Annotated in this window: 19 protein-coding genes and 1 pseudogene; 1 reads left to right on the forward strand and 19 read right to left on the reverse strand. The window is 41.1% G+C overall.

Features of this window, described 5'->3' with window-relative positions:
* Nucleotides 1-165: 165 nt before the first annotated feature.
* From GT641_RS07940 to GT641_RS08025, 18 genes and pseudogenes are all read right to left on the reverse strand, one after another.
* Nucleotides 166-2,004: an ABC transporter ATP-binding protein gene (locus GT641_RS07940; RefSeq protein ID WP_119962609.1), complete on the reverse strand. Its 1,839-nt coding sequence runs from the start codon at nt 2,002-2,004 to the stop codon at nt 166-168.
* Nucleotides 2,005-2,042: 38 nt separating this feature from the next.
* Nucleotides 2,043-4,202 (reverse strand): annotated as a pseudogene (locus GT641_RS07945) (ABC transporter ATP-binding protein); the annotation flags it as partial.
* A gap of 156 nt (nt 4,203-4,358) precedes the next feature.
* Nucleotides 4,359-7,967, reverse strand: a complete 3,609-nt coding sequence (locus GT641_RS07950) for a chitobiase/beta-hexosaminidase C-terminal domain-containing protein (protein ID WP_161117253.1) — start codon at nt 7,965-7,967, stop codon at nt 4,359-4,361.
* A 28-nt stretch (nt 7,968-7,995) separates the two neighbouring features.
* Complete coding sequence (locus GT641_RS07955) at nt 7,996-10,269, reverse strand: chitobiase/beta-hexosaminidase C-terminal domain-containing protein (protein WP_161117254.1); 2,274 nt, start codon at nt 10,267-10,269, stop codon at nt 7,996-7,998.
* Nucleotides 10,270-10,923: 654 nt separating this feature from the next.
* Nucleotides 10,924-11,955 carry a branched-chain amino acid aminotransferase gene (locus GT641_RS07960; RefSeq protein ID WP_008401102.1) on the reverse strand — a complete coding sequence of 344 codons (1,032 nt, stop codon included), beginning with the start codon at nt 11,953-11,955 and terminating at the stop codon, nt 10,924-10,926.
* Nucleotides 11,956-12,054: 99 nt separating this feature from the next.
* The gene (locus tag GT641_RS07965) at nt 12,055-13,848 is read right to left on the reverse strand and encodes a glycerophosphodiester phosphodiesterase family protein (protein ID WP_161117255.1); all 1,794 of its coding nucleotides are present in this window, start codon (nt 13,846-13,848) and stop codon (nt 12,055-12,057) included.
* A 415-nt stretch (nt 13,849-14,263) separates the two neighbouring features.
* Nucleotides 14,264-15,589, reverse strand: a complete 1,326-nt coding sequence (locus tag GT641_RS07970; RefSeq protein ID WP_161117256.1) for a phenylacetate--CoA ligase — start codon at nt 15,587-15,589, stop codon at nt 14,264-14,266.
* A 214-nt stretch (nt 15,590-15,803) separates the two neighbouring features.
* Nucleotides 15,804-16,496: a 50S ribosomal protein L1 gene (gene rplA, locus GT641_RS07975; RefSeq protein ID WP_008401097.1), complete on the reverse strand. Its 693-nt coding sequence runs from the start codon at nt 16,494-16,496 to the stop codon at nt 15,804-15,806.
* A 60-nt stretch (nt 16,497-16,556) separates the two neighbouring features.
* Nucleotides 16,557-16,982 (reverse strand): 50S ribosomal protein L11, encoded by a 426-nt coding sequence (gene rplK / locus GT641_RS07980; RefSeq protein ID WP_008401096.1) that lies wholly within the window; start codon nt 16,980-16,982, stop codon nt 16,557-16,559.
* A 57-nt stretch (nt 16,983-17,039) separates the two neighbouring features.
* Nucleotides 17,040-17,564 carry a transcription termination/antitermination protein NusG gene (gene nusG, locus GT641_RS07985; protein ID WP_008401095.1) on the reverse strand — a complete coding sequence of 175 codons (525 nt, stop codon included), beginning with the start codon at nt 17,562-17,564 and terminating at the stop codon, nt 17,040-17,042.
* A gap of 22 nt (nt 17,565-17,586) precedes the next feature.
* Nucleotides 17,587-17,790: a preprotein translocase subunit SecE gene (gene secE / locus GT641_RS07990; protein ID WP_008401094.1), complete on the reverse strand. Its 204-nt coding sequence runs from the start codon at nt 17,788-17,790 to the stop codon at nt 17,587-17,589.
* A gap of 29 nt (nt 17,791-17,819) precedes the next feature.
* Nucleotides 17,820-17,969, reverse strand: a complete 150-nt coding sequence (gene rpmG, locus GT641_RS07995) for a 50S ribosomal protein L33 (RefSeq protein WP_008401093.1) — start codon at nt 17,967-17,969, stop codon at nt 17,820-17,822.
* 175 nt (nt 17,970-18,144) lie between these two features.
* Nucleotides 18,145-18,375 carry a hypothetical protein gene (locus GT641_RS08000; protein ID WP_021943590.1) on the reverse strand — a complete coding sequence of 77 codons (231 nt, stop codon included), beginning with the start codon at nt 18,373-18,375 and terminating at the stop codon, nt 18,145-18,147.
* A gap of 89 nt (nt 18,376-18,464) precedes the next feature.
* A complete protein-coding gene (locus tag GT641_RS08005) occupies nt 18,465-18,941 on the reverse strand; it encodes a small multi-drug export protein (RefSeq protein ID WP_119962601.1) in 477 nt (158 codons plus the stop codon).
* Between the two features lie 9 nt (nt 18,942-18,950).
* Nucleotides 18,951-19,748, reverse strand: a complete 798-nt coding sequence (locus GT641_RS08010; RefSeq protein WP_008401089.1) for an enhanced serine sensitivity protein SseB — start codon at nt 19,746-19,748, stop codon at nt 18,951-18,953.
* A gap of 2 nt (nt 19,749-19,750) precedes the next feature.
* Entirely contained in the window at nt 19,751-20,572 is an 822-nt protein-coding gene (locus GT641_RS08015; protein ID WP_243143720.1) for a zinc ribbon domain-containing protein, read from the reverse strand.
* Between the two features lie 95 nt (nt 20,573-20,667).
* Nucleotides 20,668-21,951: an O-acetylhomoserine aminocarboxypropyltransferase/cysteine synthase family protein gene (locus tag GT641_RS08020; RefSeq protein WP_161117258.1), complete on the reverse strand. Its 1,284-nt coding sequence runs from the start codon at nt 21,949-21,951 to the stop codon at nt 20,668-20,670.
* Between the two features lie 208 nt (nt 21,952-22,159).
* Nucleotides 22,160-22,684 (reverse strand): HD domain-containing protein, encoded by a 525-nt coding sequence (locus GT641_RS08025; protein ID WP_008401085.1) that lies wholly within the window; start codon nt 22,682-22,684, stop codon nt 22,160-22,162.
* Between the two features lie 275 nt (nt 22,685-22,959).
* On the opposite strand from GT641_RS08025, the gene murI reads away from it, so the two are divergent.
* The gene (murI, locus tag GT641_RS08030; protein WP_119962597.1) at nt 22,960-23,739 is read left to right on the forward strand and encodes a glutamate racemase; all 780 of its coding nucleotides are present in this window, start codon (nt 22,960-22,962) and stop codon (nt 23,737-23,739) included.
* 280 nt (nt 23,740-24,019) lie between these two features.
* On the opposite strand, the gene GT641_RS08035 is transcribed toward murI, so the two are convergent.
* Nucleotides 24,020-25,186: a DUF3810 domain-containing protein gene (locus tag GT641_RS08035; protein ID WP_161117259.1), complete on the reverse strand. Its 1,167-nt coding sequence runs from the start codon at nt 25,184-25,186 to the stop codon at nt 24,020-24,022.
* Nucleotides 25,187-25,218: the final 32 nt, after the last annotated feature.

Consider the following 25,218-nt stretch of genomic DNA (forward strand, 5'->3'; position numbering starts at 1 on the left):
ATATTGTCATACAAAAAAACATTTTTATCATATTATAAACAACAGTCCTGCAAAGTAAAAACAGTCCTGTTCTTATCCGAATAAAAGAAGTTCTTATAATCAGATAAGAAAAGCAAGACTGTTCTGTACTTGTTCATATTTTGTTGTTATATCTTATATACTACACTAAGATACCTGTTCAAACTGTGAATTATATAGCTCTGCATAAAATCCGTTCTGTGCCATCAATTCCTCATGATTACCCTGTTCAATGATATCGCCATCCTTCATGACCAGAATAATATCTGCATTCTTGATCGTAGATAACCGGTGCGCAATAACAAAGCTTGTTCTGCCCTTCATCAGATTATCCATCGCGCGCTGAATGCTGTGTTCTGTTCTGGTATCAACGGAAGAGGTCGCTTCATCCAGGATCAGAACCGGATTATTTGCAAGGATTGCTCTTGCAATCGTAAGAAGCTGTTTCTGTCCCTGTGAAATATTCGTCACTTCTTCATTTAACTCCATCTGATAACCACCCGGAAGTGCCGAGATAAATCGATGTGCATGAGCTGCCTTTGCTGCCGCAATTACTTCCTCATCCGTCGCATCCAGTCTTCCATAACGGATATTCTCCATGATCGTCCCCTTAAACAGCCATGTTTCCTGAAGAACCATACCGAGAGCATCACGAAGCTCTCTTCGATTATATTCTTTAACATTGTGACCATCTAACAGGATGGCTCCTTCATTTACATCATAGAACCGCATCAGCAGCTTAACCATAGTGGTCTTACCTGCTCCGGTCGGACCAACGATCGCTACCTGTTTGCCCGGATCAACATGAACACTGAAATCATGTATAATGATCTTCTCAGGATCGTATCCGAACTTTACATGACGGAAATCTACTTCACCCTTTATATCCTCGACAGAAGCAGGATGCTCAACAACCTGAACCTCCTCTTCTTCCTCTAACAGTTCAAATACACGTTCCGCCGCTGCTGCCATCTGCTGCATCATATTTGTAACCTGTGCTACCTGCTGGATCGGCTGTGTAAAATTCTTCACATATTGGATAAATGCCTGAATATCACCGATCGTGATCGTACCACGAATGGCAAGAGCCGCACCAGAAATAGCTACGCCTACATATCCGAGATTGCCGACAAACATCATAACCGGTTGCATCAGACCGGAAAAGAACTGGGCTTTCCATGCGGATTTGTATAAGACTTCATTTGTCTCATGGAATTCCTTTAAGGTTGTTTCCTCTTTGTTAAATGCTTTGATTACCGTATGTCCGCCATAAACTTCTTCAACCTGTCCGTTGATATGTCCGACATACTCCTGCTGCTGTTTAAAGAAACGCTGTGACTTCTTAATGATGATACCCATTAATGCCACACTGATCGGCAGGATGATAATTGCGATCATCGTCATAAGCGGGCTGATCGTAAGCATCATGATAAATACACCGATAACAGTCGATACCGAAGTAATAAGCTGTGTGATACTCTGATTTAATCCGTTTCCCATCGTATCAATATCATTTGTAATACGAGATAATACCTCACCATAGGTTCTGGATTCAAAATACTTAAGTGGCATACGGTTGATCTTCTCAGATACATCCTTACGCATCTTGTAACATAGCTTCTGGGTTACACCTGTCATGATGATACCCTGTGTAAAGTTAAATAATACACTTAACAGATACAGTCCCATACAGAACAGGAGAATCTTACCGATATAGGTGAAATCGATTCCACCGATTCCGTTTATCTTCCGCATAATGCCTTCTGATAATGCTGTCGTTGCCTTACCGAGTACCTTCGGGCAGACAACATTGAATACTGTACTGAACACCGCAATGACCATGACCACGATCACTGCCGGCAGATATTTCCTTGAATAACGAACCAACTTCGATATGGTTCCTTTAAAATCCTTTGCTTTCTCGCCGCCTCCCATTCCAGGAGGTCCCATATGTCGTCCACCACGTCTTGGTCTGTTTCCTTCCATGTCTGTTACCTTCCTTTCCTGAGTTCTTACGCTATGCTCGCCGCAATCTCTTTTTCAGATAATTGCGAACGGGCGATCTGTTCATATACCGGACAATTCTCCATCAGCTCTTTGTGTGTACCCTTGCCTACGATCTTTCCTTCATCCAGTACCAAGATCTGGTCTGCATGTAAGATCGTACTGACACGCTGGGCAACGATGAATACCGTACTGTCTGTCATATCTTCACGAAGTGCTTTTCTGACTGCTACATCCGTCTTGAAATCAAGAGCGGAGAAGCTGTCGTCAAATATATATATCTTTGCATTCCGGGCTACTGCTCTGGCGATCGCAAGTCTCTGCTTCTGACCGCCGGAAACATTTGTACCACCCTGTGAAATGCTGCTGTCATACTGTTTATCCTTTTTCTCGATGAAATCTGTTGCCTGTGCGATCGCTGCCGCTTTCTTCATCTGTTCATCGCTTGCATCCTCTGCACCAAACCGAATATTAGATGCGATCGTGCCGGAGAACAGCACACCCTTCTGCGGCACATAACCGATATTCTCCCGAAGGCTCTCAATTGATACATCCCGGATATCCGTTCCGTCGATCGTGATCTTACCACCTGTGACATCATAGAATCTTGGCATAAGCTGCACCAGGGAAGATTTACCGCAGCCGGTACTTCCTATGATTGCTGTCGTCTCGCCCGGTCTTGCTTCAAAATCAAGATCTGTCAGAACATCTTCATCCGCTCCCGGATATGCGAAGCTTACATGTTCGTAACGGACAACACCCTTTACAGCTTCTAACTTCTTACAATCCGGCTTGTCACAGATCGTACTCTCTGTATCAATAACTTCCTTGATTCGGTCTGCTGCCACACCTGCCCTTGGAAGCATAACGGATAACATACCGATCATTAAGAAGGACATAATGATCATCATCGTATAAGTAATAAACGCTGTCATGGATCCAACCTGAAGCTCACCCGAATCGATTCTGTGAGCCGCAACCCACTCGATCAGGATCGTAACCGCATACATAATAAACATCAGAACCGGCATCATAAATGTCATTACGCGGTTTACAAATAATGATGTCTTTGTCAGATCCTTATTCGCCTTATCAAAACGTTCTTCTTCGAACTTCTCTCTGCCAAATGCCCGGATAACCGGAATACCGGTCAGGATCTCTCTGGACACAAGATTAACACGGTCAACCAGATCCTGCATGATCTTGAACTTTGGAAGTGCAATTGCCATTAACACTCCGAGAACAACCAGGATGCCTGCTACCGCAACTACGATCACCCATCCCATGCTGGCGCCGCTCTCTACAACCTTTATGATACCGCCAACTGCCAGAACCGGTGCATATAAGACCATGCGGAGCAACATAACCGTAACCATCTGAATCTGTTGAACGTCATTTGTCGAACGCGTGATCAGGGATGCAGTCGAGAACCGATTGATCTCTGCATCTGAGAATGAAATAACCCGTTTAAAAATGCTTTCTCGCAGATCACAGCCCACACCTGCAGCTACTCTTGCGGCTACCAGACCGGTAAGTATCGCCGATGCAACCATCAACAATGTCATAAGGATCATCTCTACACCAACACGTTTCAGATAGGACATCTGGATATCCTTATAATTATAATCCATACTGTCATAACAGGTTCTTGTACAGGTAATGGCAGATGACATCATCATATCATCCCCCATACTGTCACGCATGGAATCGATCATCTGCTTCATCTGCGTTCCCATCTGACTCCACATCTCAGGCGGCAGCTCGTCCAATGTCATACCGCTTGCTGCAAGCATCTGCTTTAACTGATTATCTTCATCTGAATCCACCATCGTATATGGATAATAATACATCATCATCGGCTCCATACACGCCTGATCGATCTCATCTATATGATCCTTGCCGTCATCTGTCATATGGTATATGCCATCATCCGACTGCTCATAATACTTTTCCCACACCGTCACATCATCTTCATCCATAAACCCTTTAATAATGGTATACGCTTTTTCCGGAATCTGCAACGGACTACAATGTTCAATGCCGTAATTCTGGATACCGGTATCGATCAGCTTCGACGTATAATCCGGTAATGCCAGATCACAATATGCCTGAACGATCAATAACAGAACAATGATCAGAACCGATTTCCAATATGGCTTCAAATTCTTAATTATCTGCATAGTTTCACCTCTCTATAATTTTCGCATGTAGAGGTATTCTATCACTACCTATATAAAAGTCAATTAAATTCCCATAAAAAATGAATGAAAAAAGACCCGCCTGCCGATTGACAAACGGGTCTTCCTGTATATTAATACTTTGTATATTGGGAGGCTTTATTTTACTGTAACCTTTAAGACCTTACGCGCACCATTCTGTGCTATGGCATATACATAGCATTTTCCTTTCTTCTTGCCCTTGATCCTACCGGCCTGAGTAACTGTAGCTATCTTCTTATTTGTTGAAAACCAGCGAATCTTCTCGCAATGTCTCTTTAATTTTTTGCCCTTTGGCATTTTTACAGTTGCTTCAAGCAGTACAGATTTCTTCTTTTTCACTGTTACCTTTGAAACAGTCTTTTTCTTAGTTGTTTTAACTACAACAGCTGTCGGATTGCTGTATTTGTACTTTTTGGTAGCAGTAATTGTATGAAGCTGGTATGATTTACCAATTGCCTTCTTTACAGTCTTTCCTGTTTTGGCATCCTTCACATTCTTGTATGCTATTACCTTAAACTTATAGAATGTATTTTTCTTTAATTTCTTACCACCTGCAATTTTGGTAACCTTACAGCTGACATTCTTTTTGTTCTTAAATTTCTTAGCGCTTACAGTTTTAATCTTGTTGTATTTGTATACTTTCTTTTTGGTATTACAGTAATTACCATAAATTATATATCCATCTGCTCCCTTTACATTTTCCCAACGTAAAGTAACTGTCTTTGTTGTGGCAGATGCTCTACCGGTTAACTGTCCCATTGTATACTTATCAACAGCATCGCTCTTAACCCAGTTATCAAATTTCTTTGTTCCCGGTACATAAGAACTTACCGAAGTTGTCTCCTGCTTCTGAGCAGGTGTATCAGGCTTTGATTCACCCGGCTTCGGATCTTCAACAACTGTAATCTGTGTAATCTTGCCTGCAACCTTCAGAACAATAACCTGAACGATCTTACTGTTGTTCATTCCGTCTTTTCCGGCTATTGCCGTAATTGTAGTACTGTCTTTTGTTAATTTAATCGGTCCGTTATATACTGTTCCGTTTGAGGCTGATGGTGTTGTTCCATCTATTGTATATATAATTGTAGCACCTGCCGTCTTACTTGACAGAATCAACGAGGTACCATCTGCTGATTTTTCTGCAACCGGCATCTCAACCTGCTGCTGTTTGCTATCATCTGCCGATACCGGATTTGATAAGATCACCGGCATACTTGCATAATCTGTAAATAAGGATTCATCGATTCCCATAGTCGCCGGATCATCCGTACTAATATCTTCTGCAACAATATATACTTTATAACTCTGGAACAGATTATCTGCTGTACATCCATTTCCAATCTTTGCGGCAACTGATGCAAGATCCATCTGCAGGCTTCCTGTCTGGTTAGATGATACATCTGTTAGCTTACCATATGCCTTAATCTTTGCTCCGTCGGCATTATATACCTTATCGGTAACAAAATACGAAAGCTGTGAAACATTATCTTTTTTCTTTCCTGTTATCTCGTATGGAATAGTAATCGTATTACCTGTCTTTGTAATTACACTGTCGGTAATTTGTACATTCATGCCGGAATCCAGTAATGTAAATTTGTAAGAAGCGCCGGTCTTACCTGCTGTTCCGTCTACAAGGGTTGTAAATAAAATATCTTTCTTATCTATATTGAAAGCAGGTGACGGATAAAATGGTGACGCCGTTACACTCATGCTTACAGCACCTGTATTTGAATATCCAAAAGCATATGGGAATGAATTTGTAGAACTGGCACTTATCCAACGATAAGATGTACGACATCCCCAGCCATTTCCCGGTTTACTTCTCTGAGCAGCATTTTTATAAGTATTTGGATAACCGTAGCTTGTGTTTGCTGCTTCCGTAAGGTCAAGAGCAAATACCTTTTCGTTTGTAATCGGCATATAGCTGATCTCATCTTTATTCCAGAAATATGTATCTCCATCCTTAGCATTTTTGCCGGTTTTTGTAGATGCAACAATCGTCTCCTTCTCTGTATCCGAGAAGCCATACAGGAATCCGTCTATCTTATCCGAGATACAGTTAACCGGTGCATTCGCATCATTTTTGGATGATTCGTTATTTAACCATTTATACATATTACTGTCTTCCCATGAAACAGTACCTGATGAGAACAGGATCGGAACTTTAATGAGCTGTTCGTCACAGTCAAGAAGCATACTATCTGTTCCTGTCTTAAAATCTTCTCCTGATGCTGTATCAAGTACACGATATTTTACAGGTTCTCCATTATACTGACCATAGTATACATAACTGCCCTTCCATTCCTCATTCACATCAAGCGTTTCTCCCGGATGTGAACCATATGGTGTATCGATACCTGAAGTACCATTCTCTATTACAGTCTTATCATCATCTGCTACCATACCTTCATTTGCCGGTTTTGACAATAATACCGGTGTACTGGCCAGATCAGTAAATAAACCTTCGTTTATATCTGTTGTACGATCCCTATCTGTCTGTACACTCTCTGCAACAAGATAAACCATATAATTATCAAAGAGTGTATCAGCTGTACATCCACCGCCAACCTGTTCTGCAATAGCTGCAAGATTCAACTTTGCATTACCGGCTTTACCGCCACTGACAGAAGCAATCTTGCCATATGCTCTTATCTTTGCACCCTCAGCATCAAACTGCTTATTTGTGACAAGATAAGACAACTGATTTACACTTGTGCCATTTGATCCATAGATATTATATGGAACAGCCACAATATTGCCTGATTTCGTTGTACTGCTTGATGTAACAGCAAGCTTAATGTTATTATCAAGCATTGTTAACTTATAGGTCGCACCATATTTTCCGGCAGTTCCTTCTACAAGTGAATTGAACAACACCTTATTGGTGTCAATATTAAATGCCGGATTTGCATAACCAAAAGTTTTACCGTCTGCTGCGCCTGTTAAGGTTACATCACAAAAAGCTCCCTCACACTCTACACAATTTACCTGATCATAAAAATGATACTTTGTTGATGTGCTTCCGTATCCTGATCGAAGAAAATACCAACCGACATTATTTTTGCCTCGTTGTTTCATGGTTGAAAGTGAATTCGGATATCCATACGATTTATTTGTTATCTCTGCTTCATCTAATGCAAATACTTTTTCGCCTGTCAATGGTACAAATTTATAGTATTTGATCGCACCGGGAGCAAACTCACCCTTTCCGTCTTCACCGGAACGTACCTGCTTGTTACTGCTTACAATCGCAGCTTGCTCTGCATCTGAAAAGTATCTTAAAAATCCACTCATATTTCCCTGAGTATATGCATTATATATCGCTGGGTCTGTGCTATTCATCCACTTATAAACATCACTGTTTTTCCAGTCATTCGTATACGCATCTACATCATAATAGAGAATCTCAACTCCGGATTCGCAGTCAAGAAGCATACTGTCTGTTCCTGTCTGGAAGTCTTTTTTCGAATCTGTATCTAATACACGATAACGGATAGGACTTTCCTTGTATTTTCCGTAGTATACATAGTTGCCCTTCCAGTCGTCAGAACTTGTATCTGAACCATATGGATTGATGATGCCATCAATTCCAAGACCCGAAACCGTTTTTGTCTTCTGTACAGCGGCTTCTACCTTTGGTATCGAAGCAAGCGGCGGTAAGATGCTGATAGTCATAACAGCTCCCAGCACAAGCGCTGCACCTCGCTTAAATATTTCTTTTTTCATAATTTCCTCCATGTGAATTTAATCATTTCTACTTAACTGTAACTTTGATCTTCTTTCTTGCCCCATTCTGCGCAAGCGCATATACGTAACACTTACCCTTCTTTTTAGCTTTGATCCTTCCGGCCTGTGTTACGGTTGCAATCTTCTTATTTGTTGAAATCCAACGGATTTCCTCACAATGTTTTTTCAGCTTCTTTCTCTTCGGCATACTTGCACGGGCATCTAAAAGAACAGATTTCTTTTTCTTTAATGTGACAGCTGATATCTTCTTATTCTTTGTGGTTGTCACAATAACGCCCTTTGGATTTCCGTATTTACCGGACTTAGTCTCAATAATTGTATGAAGCTGATATGATTTTCCTATTGCTTTTTTTACTGTTTTTCCGCTCTTGGAATCTTTAACATTCTTATATGCAACTACCTTAAATTTGTAAAATGTATTCTTTTTAAGCTTCTGTTTGCCAACTACTTTTGTAAGCTTACAGCTGGCAGTGCTCTTATTCTTAAATTTTTTTGCACTAATTGTTTTAATCTTTTTGTATTTGTATTTCTTAGCCTTTGTATTGCAGTAATTACCATAAATAATATAACCGTCTGCATCCTTCAGATTCTCCCAACGAAGCGTAACTGCCTTTGTTGTTGCAGATGCTCTACCGGTCAACTGCCCCTTTGTCAGAGAATCTACCTTATCACTGGTCAGCCATTTTTCATATTCGACTGTTCCTGGCTTATACTGTTCTTCTGTTTTTTTCTGATCAGTAGATGGTGTCGGATTTGGTGTTGGTGTCGGATCTGATGTTCCATCAGTCTTAATTACAATAGTACCATCTGCTCCCTTGATAACGATCAACTGTATAACCATACTGTTATCCATACCATCCTTTGCAGCAATGGCTGTTATAGTGCTGGTTCCGGTCGGAAAAGATATTGGCCCTGTATATTTGGTTCCGTTTTTCTGATCAGGAATGCTTCCATCCAAAGTATAATAAATATCTGCGCCCTCTGTTCCTGATGAGATTATCAAAGAGGTCTTATCATCCGAAACTTTAGCAACCGGCTGTTTTACGGTCTCGCGCACCCCTGTCTCCTTACTAACAGAAGTCAGACAATATGGCAGGCTTGCATAATCAGAATAATTTCCATCTGTTACACACTCAGCAAGAAGATATACCTGATAATCTGTTCCCCAAGTACCTGTCAATGTCTGTGGTAAAGTAAATGTACCGGTGCCTATTGACTGTGTTGTATTTCCGGATAATGCTCCATAATATAACACCTTGGCATCCTTATCGGTATATGCCTTATCCGTTATTAATACAGATACCTGATTAACCGGATTTTGTGAATTTCTACTATCTGAATATGTGTATGGAATCGTTACTGTTCCATCAGCAGCAAGAACCGCTTCTTTTCCTGATGTTAACTGTATTGTTTTATTTGTATCTTTCAAAGTCAAAGTCCAATCATTTACCGCACTCTCTTTTATCTGTGCGGAAGATGCTGTTATTGCTTTCTTCTTATCAAATCCGACTGCAGTTGAAAACAGGGCTCCACTTGTATTCATATTAAATGCCGGACAAACACCAATGTTACCATCCATACATTCGGCATCTATCTGAAAATTACCCACTGAATCCAACCATACCACTTTCATTGAATTAGCCCTAGAAGACCGTAACCACCAATAATCTCCCGATACATTCTTATTGGTAGACTGCTTGTCTGCATATAGATTCCGAATCTCCTTTGCCGAAAGAATAAAGATATAATCTTCAGCTGCCTCATCCTTTACAGATTCAGTTCCTGATTCACCTTCCAGATAAGTTCGTATCGTATATGTATTTTCTTTTAATGTCGTAGGCATAAGCAGATTCGCTTCTACTTTTGAAAACAACGCACCCTGCTCTGCATTTCTTGAATCAACATATTTGCTGTTCAATAATCTCTCCAGATAACTACCATTCCATCCACCCGATGATTCATCAAAATAACTACGGTATAAAATAGAATCTGAATCAAGCAATACATAATCCTGTGCAGCACCTACACTCTGTGTCTCAGTACTTTTTCCAAGCACACGATATGCAACAGGACTTTTACCGGTCGCATCAGTAAGATTTCCATAATATACCTTTGCTCCTGTTGATTTACTCCATGATGTTGAATCCGTATACAAAGATGACATACCGAGATTCACTTCATTCTTCACCGGGCTTGCATCCGAAGCAGCTCTTGCTGTTGATCCTGTTCCCAATGGCGGCACAATGCTGACTGCAACTGCAGTACTTAATGCAAATGCCATTCCTCTCCTGAAAACATTTTTTTCATAATTAAATTCATTTTTCTGCTCCTTTATTGTAATTTTAAAGATATCAATCTACATATTTGAAGTATATATTGTCATATTTTAAATATCAAGTGTTATCAAGCATATATTTTCATTTTTGTATATATGCACAGAAAATATATGCTTTCTACAAAAAACTGAGACACTTTTATGTAAGTCAACTAACCATATGGTTAGATTAAGCCCTTTCTATAATTATCGTTTTTATCTTTGTATTTTAAATGTCATATTTTTAATATCAGTTGTTATATCATGTGCTTCGCACATTCTATGCATTCCGCAAAATCAGCACCCTTGCAAGCAAATAATTTTGCGTTCATTATATCATGTCTAATTTATATTTTATAGAAATATACATAAAATATATGGTTGAGGTGATTAAAAGAGCTTGCAGAAAAACTGGACATTTCAAGACAACATCCGGGAGCCGTCGAAGGCCCTAACATCGTTCGATCCGTTTCGCTGGATCCGCTGTTTAATATTACAGATGCACTTGAGGTAGACGTTCGTGAGCTTCTGGATTTTCATGGAAATGCCTAAAAAAAGATATGACGTAGATTCCGAATGGAACTTACGCCATATCTTTTTATTTATAAGAACTCTTTATAATTAGTCTACTTTGATCTCTTTGATCCATCCTTCTGGAGCTTCGATTCTGCCCATCTGGATACCTGTTAATGTATCATAGAGCTTCTGAATAACCGGTCCCATCTTCTCCATTCCACTTGGGAAGCAGATCTCTTTGCCATGATCAACAATCTTACCTACCGGCGAAATAACGGCTGCTGTACCACACAGACCACACTCTGCAAAATCTTTTACCTCATCGAAGTATACTTCTCTGTGCTCAACCTTCAGTCCGAGGTACTTCTCAGCAACTACCATAAGAGAACGTCTTGTAATAGATGGAAGGATACTGTTTGATTTAGGTGTTACAACTGTGCCATCCTTTGTTACGAAGATGAAGTTTGCTCCACCTGTCTCCTCTACCTTTGTTCTGGTTGCTGCATCCAAGTACATATTCTCATCATAACCTTCCTGATGAGCTGTAACGATTGCATGAAGGCTCATTGCATAGTTCAGACCGGCCTTGATATGACCTGTTCCATGAGGTGCTGCACGATCGAAATCAGAAACCTTAATTGTAATCGGCTTTGCACCACCCTTAAAGTAAGGACCTACAGGTGTACAGAACATTCTGAACTGATACTCGTCTGCCGGCTTAACACCGATTACAGGATTTGTACCAAACATATATGGTCTGATATAAAGTGTTGCTCCTGAACCATATGGTGGAACAAAACCAGCATTTGCTCTTACTGTCTCTTCTACTGCCTTTACAAATCTATCTTCCGGGAATGCAGGCATCTCAAGTCTCTTTGCTGAATCTGCCATTCTGCTTGCATTCAGGTCAGGACGGAAACATACGATCCTGCCATCCTCTGTTGTATATGCCTTTAATCCCTCAAATACTGTCTGGGCATACTGGAGAACACCTGCACATTCGCTTAATACGATATTGGCATCATCTGTTAATGTTCCTTCATCCCATGCACCATTCTTAAAGTTTGATACATATCTCTTATCTGTCTTGATATACCCAAAACCGATATTAGACCAGTCAATGTTTTTCTTTTCCATAACTACTCATCCTTTCAGTTTCTGTTTCGTAAAAAATAATATTCATAGTTTCTGTTATAGCACATTCTTTTCTCAATTTCTATAGTATTGATAATTTTTTTACTGTTCAAATATATATTTTACCATATCTGATACGGCATTGCTGTCCTTATGCTTTAAGGTTCGTTTTGCAAGAGGCACGCGATCCGTAATAATATTATCCACACCGATCGCCATCATACGACGCATCTCACTGCTGGTATTTACCGTCCATGCACACACCATGATACCTTTCTTATGCGCTCCGGCTACCACCTGCCTGGTCAGATATCTGGCATCAATACTTAATACATCCATGGCCTCATAATTCGTCCGATTGCTGTATCCGAAGCTGTATATATAGCCGGTTACAATATCAGGATCATCCTTCTTGATCCGCACAAGAGATCGTTGCTTAAAAGATGTGACAATACATTGCTCTTCCATATGATTCTCCCGGAGCAGTTCAGCAACTTTTTTCTCCAGTTCACCATCATTCCGAACTGTTTTCAGTTCTATATTCATCATTACTTTACCTTTGCAGGTGTCGATCGCATCCTTCAAAGTCGGAATCTTGGTTCCGGCATATTCTTCCGGATATTCTGCTCCGGCATCTAACTGCTGCAGTTCCTCATATGTACTGTCACAGACTAACTTATCAACGCCTGTCGTCCGTTCCGTCGACGGATCATGCATTAGCACCAATTCTCCATCCGAAGTCAACCGGACATCCATCTCCACATAGTCTGCCCCTTCTTCGATCGCCTTCTCAAATGCCGGGATCGTATTTTCAGGAGCTTCACTGCTGGAACCTCTGTGTGCGGTGATCAACGTTGCCCCAAGGGAAGCATATGTCGGTGTAGCACCGGCAGACAAAAAACGAACATTCAGATATACTGCAAGCATACAGGCTACAGCAACCAGACTTACAAGTACATAATGAGTCTGCTTTTTCAGATCTGCATCATCCACATGATACATAAGCATCTTCGGTCGAGCAAGCTGCAATACCGCCGATATATTGAACATACCGCAGATAAAAAGCAGCAAAGCACCTACCACGATATTGATATTATTATATACCTCATAGAACAGAATAAGCACATTATCTCCATCGGATTTTGCTTTTATCACCAATACACTTACAACGATAAAGATCGCATATAACAATACGCAGAATAATCCGACAAATATCTCCCATAACGCCTGGAATATAAAATGATGCACCGATTCCCGACAGGTCAGTCTGGTCTGTTCCGCTGCCTTTGCAGTCTCCTCATTCCCCAGTATCAACAAACGGATATATGGAATTTTTACCGACATAATCCAGATACTGATCAGATAGATTACTATAAATCCTATCCAAAATGCCTTCTTGCCTGTTTCTCTGATACAAAGCTTCAGCAGATATTTGGTAACTGTGTTATTATTCAACGCCATCAAAAACGGCGGCATATATACCGCAAATGCAAATGGAAGCATATAAAAGATACGACCAATCTTCTTTTTACCGAAGAAACGAAAGAAATACTTCTCAACCTGTACCAGATATCCGAACAGCCCTTGTCTGCTGTGCCTGAGTGCCGCATCAAACAGCACAACATACATCGTAAGGTTCAATAACATGAACACCATGAGCAATACGATCAAAAGCAGCATATATATGATCGTTCCCGGTTTTACCAGAACATCTAAAAAGTTCTCCTTCGTGACAGAACTGTAACCGGATAATTTAATTGCAAGATAAAATCCTCGAAATACAACAGGAATCAGGATAAATGACGAAACGACCAGAAACGCAAGCTGGCACAGCACCACCCTTATTTTATTATGTGCCAGAAAATATCTGACTCGGAGTATATATCCCGCTTTCATATCTGTCTGCCTCCCTGAAGTCCGTTCCATTTAGTTATCTTTATTATAGGCACAATTGAAACACTCTGCAAGCATTCTATACCACAATAAACCGACAAATCCAGTAAACTTCATATTACCTGTCTGAGTCCGAAGGACGAGTTGACACAGAAGCATTTACAGATAAGGCATATGCGGAAATTAAAAAGCATGAGATTACTTCTTGCTATTAGCTCTGTCATCAAAAAATGACATAAGTGAGGCTTCCGTTATGAGCTGCATATTGTCAGTAAATGCGAGTGCCTGTCTGAGTCCGAAGGACGAGTTGGCACAGGAGCATTTACGAAACAGACATATGCAGCGAATAGGAACCGCAACGAGTCATTTATGATGACAGAACTATAGCAGGAACTAATCTCATGCTACATCAACCATTTTAGAAGCCGGTGTTTCGGTTATCGATGATACGCTTTGCCTTACCCTCGGAACGAGCAATAGACTTCGGCGGAAGCAGTTCTACCTTGGCACTGATCAGTAGAGTCTGCTTGATCTGTGTCTTGATATATGCAGCCAGCTTCTCAAGCTTATCTGCATCGTTTATATCAACATCATCCTTTAATTCCACCTGAACAGTAAGCTTATCCTGTGAATTCACACGATCAACTACCAACATATAATGTGCAGATGCTTCTTTCACACCCATCAGTACAGCTTCAATCTGACTTGGGAATACATTGACGCCACGAACAACAAGCATATCATCGGTACGTCCTGTGATACGGCTCATCTTAACTGTTGTTCTTCCACAAGCACATGTTCCGTGATGTAAAGTACAGATATCATGTGTTCTGTAACGGATCATAGGCGCACCTGTCTTGGTCAGTGTCGTAAATACCAGTTCACCCGGTGTATCGTCCGGAAGCGGTTCTTCTGTTATCGGATCGATGATCTCTGCAAGCACATGATCTTCATTGATATGCATACCATGCTTTTCCATACATTCAAATGCAACACCCGGTCCACCAATCTCAGTCAGTCCGTAAATATCAAGTGCATCAAAATCAAGAAGCTCTTCCAGATGCTGTCTCATTTCCTCTGTCCATGGCTCTGCACCAAAACAACCGGATTTCAGTTTTAATTCTTCCGGCTTGATTCCCATTTCATGGATGGTTTCTGCCAGATATGTTGCATAAGATGGTGTACAGCAAAGCATCGTAGCACCAAGCTCTTTCATCATTATAATCTGTCTCTGTGTATTACCGGATGACATTGGAATTACTGTAGCCCCAATCTCTGTTGCACCCTGATGTGCCCCCAGTCCGCCAGTAAATAAACCATAACCATAAGCAATCTGAATGATATCATCCTTTGTACCGCCTGCAGCAGTCAGTGCTCTGGCAACCATCTCTGTCCATACCTTAATATCATTTTCCGTATATCCTGATACGATCGGCTTTCCGGTTGTTCCTGAAGAACCCTGAATACGTACAATATCTTTAAGATCTGCAGCAAATAGTCCATATGGGAAATTATCTCTCAAATCGGTTTTCTGCGTAAATGGAAGCTTTACGATATCTTCAATTCCATTAATATCTTCCGGTTTTACTCCGGCTTCGTCCATTCTCTTTCTGTAAGCCGGAACATTATTATATTCCAACTCTACGGTAGCTCTCAGTCTCTCTCCCTGAAGCTTTTTTCTTTCATCAAAATCCATACATTCCATTGCATCGTTATAGATGTAATGAATCTTCTTCTGTCTCATATGTGACTATCCTCCATGTCTGATCTTGGCTTTACTTTTTCGCTTTTATGTTTTTCCACACTAAAGCGTTTACCCATAAAAATTTTAGCTGAGCAGCCTGTATATGTCAAGGAAGTTTTTACCTTCCCTTAAAGATTTTATATAGCACAAAACGACCACCACACAGGCGCGTCCTGCATGATGGTCGTTTTGTCAATATATTGGTATATAAGATTTACGCAAATCTTGTTGTGTTAATCTTAACACCAGGACCCATTGTTGAAGCAATTACAACGCTCTTAAGGTACTGTCCCTTAGCAGCTGATGGCTTTGCTTTTACAATAGCATCCATTAAGGTCTGGAAGTTTTCGTCTAACTGTTCCTCTGTAAAGGAAGCTTTTCCCACTGGCACATGGATAATATTGGCTTTGTCAAGTCTGTACTCTATCTTACCGGCTTTGATATCGTTAACAGCTTTTGTTACGTCCATTGTAACTGTACCAGCCTTAGGGTTTGGCATTAAGCCCTTAGGTCCAAGTACACGACCAAGACGTCCAACAACACCCATCATATCAGGTGTAGCTACAACAACATCGAAATCTAACCATCCGTCTTTCTGGATCTTTGGAACTAATTCCTCACCACCTGCGTAATCAGCACCGGCAGCAAGAGCTTCGTCTACCTTAGCTCCCTTAGCGAATACGAGAACCTTAACTGTCTTACCTGTTCCATGAGGTAATACAACTGCACCACGTACCTGCTGATCTGCGTGACGTCCATCAACGCCCAGTCTTAAGTGAGCTTCGATTGTCTCATCAAATTTAGCTGTAGCCATCTTCTTTACCAAAGCAACTGCCTCTTCGAATTCGTAAACGGCTGTTTTGTCATAGAGCTTGCTTGCATCTATATATTTCTTACTCTTCTTCATTATAAACCTCCTGTGGTCTTATCGGGAGCGACCCTCCCACCAAAATGTTTTTATTCTTAATTACTCTTCAACTGTAACGCCCATTGAACGAGCTGTTCCAGCGATCATGCTCATAGCAGTTTCAAGGCTTGCAGCATTTAAATCTTTCATCTTAAGTTCGGCAATTTCCTGAACCTTAGCCTTTGAGATAGTTGCAACCTTTGTCTTCTTTGAGTTAGCTGAACCGGATTTGATATTACAAGCCTTCTTGATCAGAAGTGCTGCAGGAGGAGTCTTAGTGATAAAGCTAAAGCTCTTATCCTGATAAACTGTAATAACAACAGGAATGATCATATCTCCTTCGTTAGCAGTTCTAGCATTGAATTCTTTTGTAAATGCAACGATATTAACACCATGCTGACCAAGAGCCGGTCCAACAGGTGGTGCAGGTGTTGCCTTTCCTGCAGGAATCTGTAATTTGATATATCCTTCTACTTTCTTCGCCATCTTAGCGCACCTCCAAAAATATTGTGGTAATAACGGGGGATACCCTTCCACTCACTCTTACAATTTCTTGATATCAGCGAATGCAATCTCTACAGATGTTGCACGGCCAAATATTTCTACATCGATGGTAATGGTCTGTTTACTTGGGTTAATTGCCTTAATACTACCCACGGTACCTTCCCAGGCACCTGCTGTAACCTCAACCATATCGCCTACTTCCGCATCGATCACGATTGTCTCCTTGTTGATTCCAAGGTACTTCATCTCATCATCTGATAACGGAACCGGTTTTGATCCCGGTCCTACGAATCCTGTAACACCTCTTGTATTACGAACTACATACCATGTAGCATCGTTCATAATCATATTGAGCAGGACATAGCCGGGAAACAGTTTTCTGGTAACAGCTTTCTGTACACCGTTCTTAACCTCAATGGATTCTTCTACGGGTACAGATACTTCTAATATCTGGTCCTGTAATTTTCTGTTTTCAATTGTTTTCTCAATATCAGCTTTAACCTTATTTTCATAACCTGAGTAGGTATGGACTACATACCATTTTGCGCTTTCTGCATCTGCCATATAATTCACCAACCTTTACTCATTATATTATGAAATTCAAGCCTATTTGTATAAGCCAGTCAACGACTGCAATAATAGCTCCGAGGATTACCGTTGAAACGATTACTACGGCTGACTGCTTAAACAGGGTTGTTCTGTCAAGCCATGTGATTTTCTTGAATTCACCCTTTAGTTCCTGGGTCCAGCTTTTCTTGAGAGCTGTTGATTTTTCTTCACTTTTTGCCATTAAACCAATCCTCCTTCACTGGTCCGGAACTATTTTGTTTCCTTGTGTACTGTATGCTTCTTGCAGAATCTGCAGTACTTCTTTGTTTCCATTCTGTCTGGATGCGTTTTCTTATCCTTTGTCATATTGTAATTACGCTGTTTACAATCCTGACATGCCAATGTTATTTTAACGCGCACTTCCATCTACCTCCATTACTTATTTTAAGGCATAAAAAAAAGACCTCTTTCATCGCACGTTTAACAATAACACAAGTATACAGTGCAAGTCAAGAAATCTTTTTCTGTTTTTAGACATATTCTCTATTTTTTAATTTTATAAAGAAATATGCCGCATTTATTGGATTGTCTGCATTTACCCCTTCAGATCCTTTAAGGTATGGAATAATTCCATATCCGATTCTGTCAGTTTTACATTTGTACAGATCTGCTTTCCCTCCGGATCCGTGATCTTTACTTCTATAATATAGTCTTCTTTGATCCCGCTTGCCATCGCAGCCTGTAAAAACATCGGAAACTTCGGATGATTGGATGCAAATTTCTCCCATGCGGATTTTATCTTAAAAATTGATGCCGGATTTACCATATCTATCTCCTTATCTACCTGTAGTTTCCCCGGATTCACTCACCCTGCAGGCATATCTTCTGTCCATTTATTCTATATTATTTGCAGCATCAGAATAATGCTGCGATCGCGCCAAGCAGTCCATAACTTACAACTCCCACGATCAGGCCTGCAAGTACAACACCACCCATAACGGCAAGTGCGCTCTTCTTCCAGTCAAGATCTAAGAAACTGGCTGCCAGAGTACCCGTCCAGGCTCCTGTACCCGGAAGTGGGATTCCTACAAACAACATCAGTGCGATATAGACTCCACCGCCTGTCTTCTCAAGCAGCTTCTGTCCGCCTTTTTCACCCTTCTGAATACACCATGTAAAAAATTTTCCGATATATTTTTTGTCTTTTCCCCACATCAAAACCCGTCTGGCAAACCAGAAGATCACCGGAACCGGAAGTATGTTTCCGAGCATACAGATGATCAATGCCCGCAATGTCGGTATTCCGAATACCGCTGCATATGGAATTGCTCCTCGCAGCTCTACGATCGGAACCATAGATATCAGGAACATGATAAGATATTTTTTAACCATTATTGTCTCCTAATTTTCTTTTTTATAGAACGGCTCTGCATTTTCCAGAACTTTTTTTCCAAGTCCGTTATCTGTCCCGGTAAGTGCGATCGGAATACCGAACGCAAGCGGTTTTATCTTCGGAAGAAGTGAATCAAATAAATCTTCTTCGTCACCTTCAAAATCAATTGTGATCAGATATTCTTCATCTGAATTTTCTTTTTCCATCATCTGAATATAAGCCGCCTTTATATTTGGGCGTTCCACAAAGAATTTCTTTGCTTCCTCTAACATATCAACCGGCATATATTTCGGGCTCCTCAAACGGATCTTTGTATTTGCAGGAATAGTGTGTTTCTTGATATTTGTATTCTTTTGTTCTTCAAGAACACTCTTTCTGCTCTCATCAACTGTCTTAATCAGAGCATCCGGCACCTGCATTCCAACTGTATACGGATCGATCACGATACCCTGAATCTGTCCTTTTGAATTCAGAACCAGCGGAGCAACCTCTTTATAAGTGAGTGCCATCTTCTCAACTTCCACTTCTTTGATCGCATGCTCGAATTCTTCATCATTTGTAAAGCATGGGAAGAAATTCTTTCCTGTATTATCTGTGATAACCCGGAAGTTCACTTTGAATTTTCCGTCTCCCATGATCCTGCCCTGATCGTCTTTCACCGGCTTGGGATCCAGTGTCGCCGGCAGGATAAATCTTGCCTGTAATAACTTCTCAATAAAATTCTTTAGATTCTGCTGATTATTTTCGGCCTTAAAAACCTCAATTGCCTCCAACAATGCTTCATTCTTTATCTTGCCGCTTTCCATACTTAATTTTCACCTTTCTCTTTTATACTGTCCTTATAGGCTCTGTATTTAACTTCTGCCTTCTTGCCTTCTTCACTTCTCTTGGATGCCACCATCTCAGGCATAATATCCACCATAGGCTCGTTAATATATTCCGTCAGCTTCTGAAGGAATTCCTTTCCACCTTTATAAGTAGCTACCGGAATGGTCACGACACCCTGATTGGTCATCATAACATACCCTCTTACCACATGGTAAAACGGCTTATGCAGCTTTGCCTGTTCCTTTATATCAGAAATATCATAACATTTCCATCTTCCGGGGATCTTACTGTAATACAGATGTTCTTTATCAAGCTTCGCAGCTGACCCTACGATACATCTGCACATCATACCGATCAAAAATCCAAGCGCCAGTGCCGCAAGAATCAGGATCCGTCCAGTTCCTTTAAATACACTGTCAAATCCCAGAAGTGCTACAACGATAAATAATACGATTGCTGTACCAACAATAAATGCCAGATACCCAACTGTAGTATATGCCTGATACTGTCCATTCTTATTTTTTTTGCATTTTGAATAATAACTGAACGGTGAATCAATAAGGCCAAGGTCAGCCCCACATAACGGACAATATTTCTGATTCAGTGTCGCATTTGCAGGAATTGACTTTCCACAGTGCGGACAACGGAAAAAAAACTGATTGATAATACCCGATAATAACAGCATGATAACAAACAGTCCCCATCCGTATATGATCTTTCCGACAAATGTAAATATAAACAGTCCCAGCGTACCGATCACAGGCATAATTACAATACAGCCCTTGGCAATTCTTAACTTCATCTCTTCCTCCATCCGCAACAGAGTATTCCATCTGTTATTCTGTATAACAGCTCTGCTGTGGCTTTCTTCTTTCTATTTTCAGACCGGATCAGATCCTAGATCTGTGCAAATGCCTGTTCCAGATCCGCAATCAGATCTTCCGCATCTTCCAGTCCACATGAATAACGAACAAGATCCGGATATACACCACATGCTGTCAGTTCCTCATCATTCATCTGCCTGTGTGTTGCACTTGCCGGATGCAGACAACAGGTTCTTGCATCAGCTACATGTGTCTCGATTGAGCCAAGTTTTAAGTGCTTCATGAATTCTTCCGCTGCTTTTCTTCCGCCCTTTACACCGAAGCTTACAACACCGCAGGAGCCGTTTGGCAGATATTTTTCTGCAAGTGCGTGATATTTGTCATTTTCCAGTCCACAGTAATTCACATAAGCAACCTTATCATTCTGTTCCAGATATTTTGCAACTGCGAGTGCATTCTCACAATGACGCTTTACTCTGACATGCAGACTCTCCAGTCCGAGATTCAGGATAAATGCACTCTGCGGAGACTGTACAGAACCGAAATCACGCATCAGCTGTGCAGTTGCCTTTGTGATAAATGCGCCCTCTTTTCCGAACTTCTCTGCATATGTAATTCCATGATAACTGTCATCCGGTGTGGTAAGTCCCGGGAATTTGTCTGCATATTTCATCCAGTCGAACTTTCCGGCATCTACGATACATCCACCGACAGCTGCTCCATGTCCGTCCATGTATTTGGTTGTGGAATGGGTTACGATATCTGCTCCCCATTCGATCGGACGACAGTTGATCGGAGTCGGGAATGTATTATCTACGATAAGCGGTACGCCTTGCTCGTGAGCTACCTTTGCGAACTTCTCAATATCTAATACAGTCAGAGCCGGATTTGCTATGATCTCACCAAATAACGCCTTGGTATTCGGGCGGAAGGCTGCACGGATCTCATCTTCGGATGCATCCGGATCAACAAATGTGAAATCGATTCCCATCTTCTTCATGGTTACAGCAAATAAGTTGTAAGTTCCGCCATAGATAGAATTCGATGCAACAACATGATCGCCGCAATTTGCAATATTGAATACTGCATAGAAGTTTGCAGCCTGACCGGAACCGGTAAGCATTGCAGCTGCACCACCCTCTAACTGACAGATCTTCTTTGCAACCAGATCATTTGTAGGATTCTGAAGTCGGGAATAAAAATATCCGTCTGCCTCCAGATCGAATAATTTACCCATATCCTCACTTGTTGCATATTTGAATGTCGTGCTCTGGTAGATCGGAACCTGTCGTGGTTCTCCATTTCCCGGTTCATAACCTCCCTGTACACATGTTGTATTAATCTTGTATTTACTCATTACGTCCTCCTAATAACCATATATCTTCTGTGTTTTATAATCTGTTTCAGGCTTCTGTATCCATATCTTTTCTCAATATTTCCGGTCATATGAATATTACCTTTTCCTGTAACATTCAGCACATCATCTCATTATATATAATTTATCCCATTCCTGCAAGCACATGAACTACGGCAATAATTAAAAATCGGTTAAGATTTTCTTATATTTATGACAGTTCAAAAATCTCCCTGCAAAGCTTTCTTCCCGACCGTGTCCGGAAAATCTTCTCATAGGCAGACCAGACTGCCTTAATATGTTCTTTATCCTCATACAGATTAACAAGAAAATCTGCTTCTACCAGTATCTGATAATCCGTTCCGTCAATATTCGAATAAGTATGGTGATGACCGACCAGATAGCATACTCTTTCAATAAATGCAGTATCATCCGTCAAAGACAAAAGCAGCTTTTCTGCTTCCGGCGGTCCTTCCTTCTCCTGCGTTTTCCCTGTATTATATCCATATTTCTTTTCTGAATTCTTTATTCCTATATCATGCACAAGTGCGGCTACTTCCAGTATTTCCATCTCTTTTCCTGCAATGCCTTCCATCTCACCGATCAGCTTGGCAAAAGAATGAACCTTCAGAAAATGATGGATCCGTCTGGCATCTCCTGTATAATATTCGATCATTTTTTCTTTAACCCGAGATTCCAAATCCCGGCTTATAGGGATTATGTGTTCTGCTTCCATTCTTTTCCTCCTGACTGTCTGCCGACTGTTTTGAATTATATGATCCGACCGTTTACTGTCTTTTTATTTATTTTATATCTCTGTTCACTCCCCGATTATATATGGCAACTGCAGAATACGCAACTTTTTTTCCAGTTTCTTCCGATTCTGAAGATTTTCACCTTATTCTTTTGCCTTATTAAAATGTTTTATATCGTTTTTTACTTATAGGTTGTCTTTTCTTTTCATATAGTAGTATAATTTTCAAATGCAGGTATTTTTAGGAGGTTTTACAAATGAAAGATAATTCCCGTCCAATCGGTATATTTGATTCCGGCATTGGCGGTATCAGCGTCTTAAAAGAAATCGTTGCACTGATGCCGGAGGAAAATTATATATATTATGGTGATTCTGCACATGCTCCATATGGTACACGTTCAGTCACCGACATTCAGAACCTAAGTCGGAGCTGTGTAGAATTTCTGCTTGAACATGATGCAAAAGCGATCGTGATTGCCTGCAATACAGCAACCAGTGCCGCTGCCACCATGCTCCGTACCGACCATCCCGATATCCCGGTAATCGGTATTGAACCGGCATTAAAACCAGCCGTTCTCTGGAAGGAACATGACCGGATCGCGGTTATGGCTACCCCTATGACATTAAAACAGGATAAGTTTCTGTCACTGATGCATACATACGAAGACCGATCCGTAATCTACCGTGTACCATGTCCAAAGCTGGTTGGCTTTGTGGAAAACGGAGATCTGGACAGTCCGAAGCTTCATGATTATCTGCAAGAGGTTCTCTCGCCTTATCTGGAAAAGGGAATTGATGCGATCGTGCTTGGCTGTACACACTATCCGTTTGTGGAAAAAATGATCCGAACCGTTGTCGGTCCGGACATCAAGATTTTTGTCGGGAGCCACGGAACTGCCGTAGAACTGCGTCGCCGCCTGATCGCAGCAGGCTTAAAATCAGATTCTACCGGAGATGGAACAGTCGAGATCTATAACAGCTGTACGACTGACGGGGACGCGCATGTTGCCCTTTGCAGGAAGCTGCTGGCATTATAATGTACCGTACGGAAGAAGTTAGCTGCTATCATTCATTTCGCAAATCATTCTCGTTCTATTTCGCAAAAGATTAACAGGTATCCGGTTTTATATACCCTTTATTTCACAGAACGCTCGCGCTCTATTTTTCACGTAACGGTACTAACCTCACTGCTTTTAGCAGTTCGCTAAGGACCGACGTGAAAAAAGGTCTGTTACATAAAGGTATATAAAACCGGATACCTGTTAATCTTTTTCTATGATCCTGTTAGAGATTGCCGAATTCTTATGAACATACCATTTAATACAACTCTTCATCGTAGTATCGTAATAACAGTCCGGTCACGCGGTCATAGGCTGCGAAACCGTCTGAGACACCGTTCAGGTTCAGACTTGTTTCAGTGAAGGTATTGGATGCCTGATTGACGGTATCCGTCGATAGAATGGCCTTATCCTCCACCTTTTCCCATGTCTCCGGGAGTAGAAAGATATCATCTGACAGCACCTGTTCGGATATCCTCTCATTTGCCAGATATAGCTCCGCGTCCTTCCCGACAGCCTCATAATAGGCATTATCTACATAAGATAATACACTCAGATACCCGGAATAAATAAAGAATGGATCTTCGCTGCCGATACAGGCAAGATAAGATATAAAGTTTGCCTCATCCTCATAGATATACCCATGCAGATGCGCCAGCTCATGGCAATAGGTTGCCGGATAATTTGTGATATACATATTTGCATTACAGTTTGCTTCCATCGAAAATGGGAAATAATATCCCGCCATATAGCTCTGGCTCATCAGCCCGGAGAACATCATATGCTTGACATTCGGATAGTACCCGGATAACCGTGGATACCGTCCGGACAGTTTCCGAAGTGCATTTCTCGCCTGCTCCTGCATATCTCCATCATATGTTATGTATCCGTTTTCATCCCGCTCTACTTTTGTACTGTATTCGTTGCACTGCTTTACGATATAATTGCGAAGCGCCTGCAGCTCTTCTACTTTATACTGTCGTTCCTCCGTTTCTCCGTTTACAGGAAGCGATGAACAGTGATAATAGATCGTACAGTTTCCGGTCATAATAAGGCAGACCACAACCGTTATATATGCAATAACAAGATCATAGATCCTGCAAAATCTCCGATATCTCTTATGTTTTCTTAAAAAGATCAACAGAATATTCAGGATCAGGAATGCAAGGATCAGCAGGATCGCCGTAACGATCATAATCTCCCCGATCGAAAAGGAAAACAGATTGCCAAATCTTGCAAATACTGCAACAATAACAGGATTCACATGTTCAGCATACCAGTCGCACCAGTTTCCCCATCCTGTCTTTCTACTGACCCACGGAGCAGCCCACGCCGCTGCATTTATCACTATGACCAGAATCACCCCTGTAAGAAGAAGCGTTCTGTGGATATGCATTTTTTTCTCGTTCTTTTCCATCTTACTCATAATCTTATTCTTTCTACCAGATAGTGTATTTT

This window comes from Clostridium sp. BIOML-A1, assembly GCF_009874105.1.
Classification (GTDB): Bacteria; Bacillota; Clostridia; order Lachnospirales; family Lachnospiraceae; genus Coprococcus.

Coding starts and splice junctions, on each gene's coding strand:
- GT641_RS07940 (WP_119962609.1), bottom strand. CDS start 2,004: ATGGAAGGAAACAGACCAAGACGTGGTGGACGACATATGGGACCTCCT.
- GT641_RS07950 (WP_161117253.1), bottom strand. CDS start 7,967: ATGAAAAAAGAAATATTTAAGCGAGGTGCAGCGCTTGTGCTGGGAGCT.
- GT641_RS07955 (WP_161117254.1), bottom strand. CDS start 10,269: ATGGCATTTGCATTAAGTACTGCAGTTGCAGTCAGCATTGTGCCGCCA.
- GT641_RS07960 (WP_008401102.1), bottom strand. CDS start 11,955: ATGGAAAAGAAAAACATTGACTGGTCTAATATCGGTTTTGGGTATATC.
- GT641_RS07965 (WP_161117255.1), bottom strand. CDS start 13,848: ATGAAAGCGGGATATATACTCCGAGTCAGATATTTTCTGGCACATAAT.
- GT641_RS07970 (WP_161117256.1), bottom strand. CDS start 15,589: ATGAGACAGAAGAAGATTCATTACATCTATAACGATGCAATGGAATGT.
- rplA (WP_008401097.1), bottom strand. CDS start 16,496: ATGAAGAAGAGTAAGAAATATATAGATGCAAGCAAGCTCTATGACAAA.
- rplK (WP_008401096.1), bottom strand. CDS start 16,982: ATGGCGAAGAAAGTAGAAGGATATATCAAATTACAGATTCCTGCAGGA.
- nusG (WP_008401095.1), bottom strand. CDS start 17,564: ATGGCAGATGCAGAAAGCGCAAAATGGTATGTAGTCCATACCTACTCA.
- secE (WP_008401094.1), bottom strand. CDS start 17,790: ATGGCAAAAAGTGAAGAAAAATCAACAGCTCTCAAGAAAAGCTGGACC.
- GT641_RS08000 (WP_021943590.1), bottom strand. CDS start 18,375: ATGGTAAATCCGGCATCAATTTTTAAGATAAAATCCGCATGGGAGAAA.
- GT641_RS08005 (WP_119962601.1), bottom strand. CDS start 18,941: ATGGTTAAAAAATATCTTATCATGTTCCTGATATCTATGGTTCCGATC.
- GT641_RS08010 (WP_008401089.1), bottom strand. CDS start 19,748: ATGGAAAGCGGCAAGATAAAGAATGAAGCATTGTTGGAGGCAATTGAG.
- GT641_RS08015 (WP_243143720.1), bottom strand. CDS start 20,572: ATGAAGTTAAGAATTGCCAAGGGCTGTATTGTAATTATGCCTGTGATC.
- GT641_RS08020 (WP_161117258.1), bottom strand. CDS start 21,951: ATGAGTAAATACAAGATTAATACAACATGTGTACAGGGAGGTTATGAA.
- GT641_RS08025 (WP_008401085.1), bottom strand. CDS start 22,684: ATGGAAGCAGAACACATAATCCCTATAAGCCGGGATTTGGAATCTCGG.
- murI (WP_119962597.1), top strand. CDS start 22,960: ATGAAAGATAATTCCCGTCCAATCGGTATATTTGATTCCGGCATTGGC.
- GT641_RS08035 (WP_161117259.1), bottom strand. CDS start 25,186: ATGAGTAAGATGGAAAAGAACGAGAAAAAAATGCATATCCACAGAACG.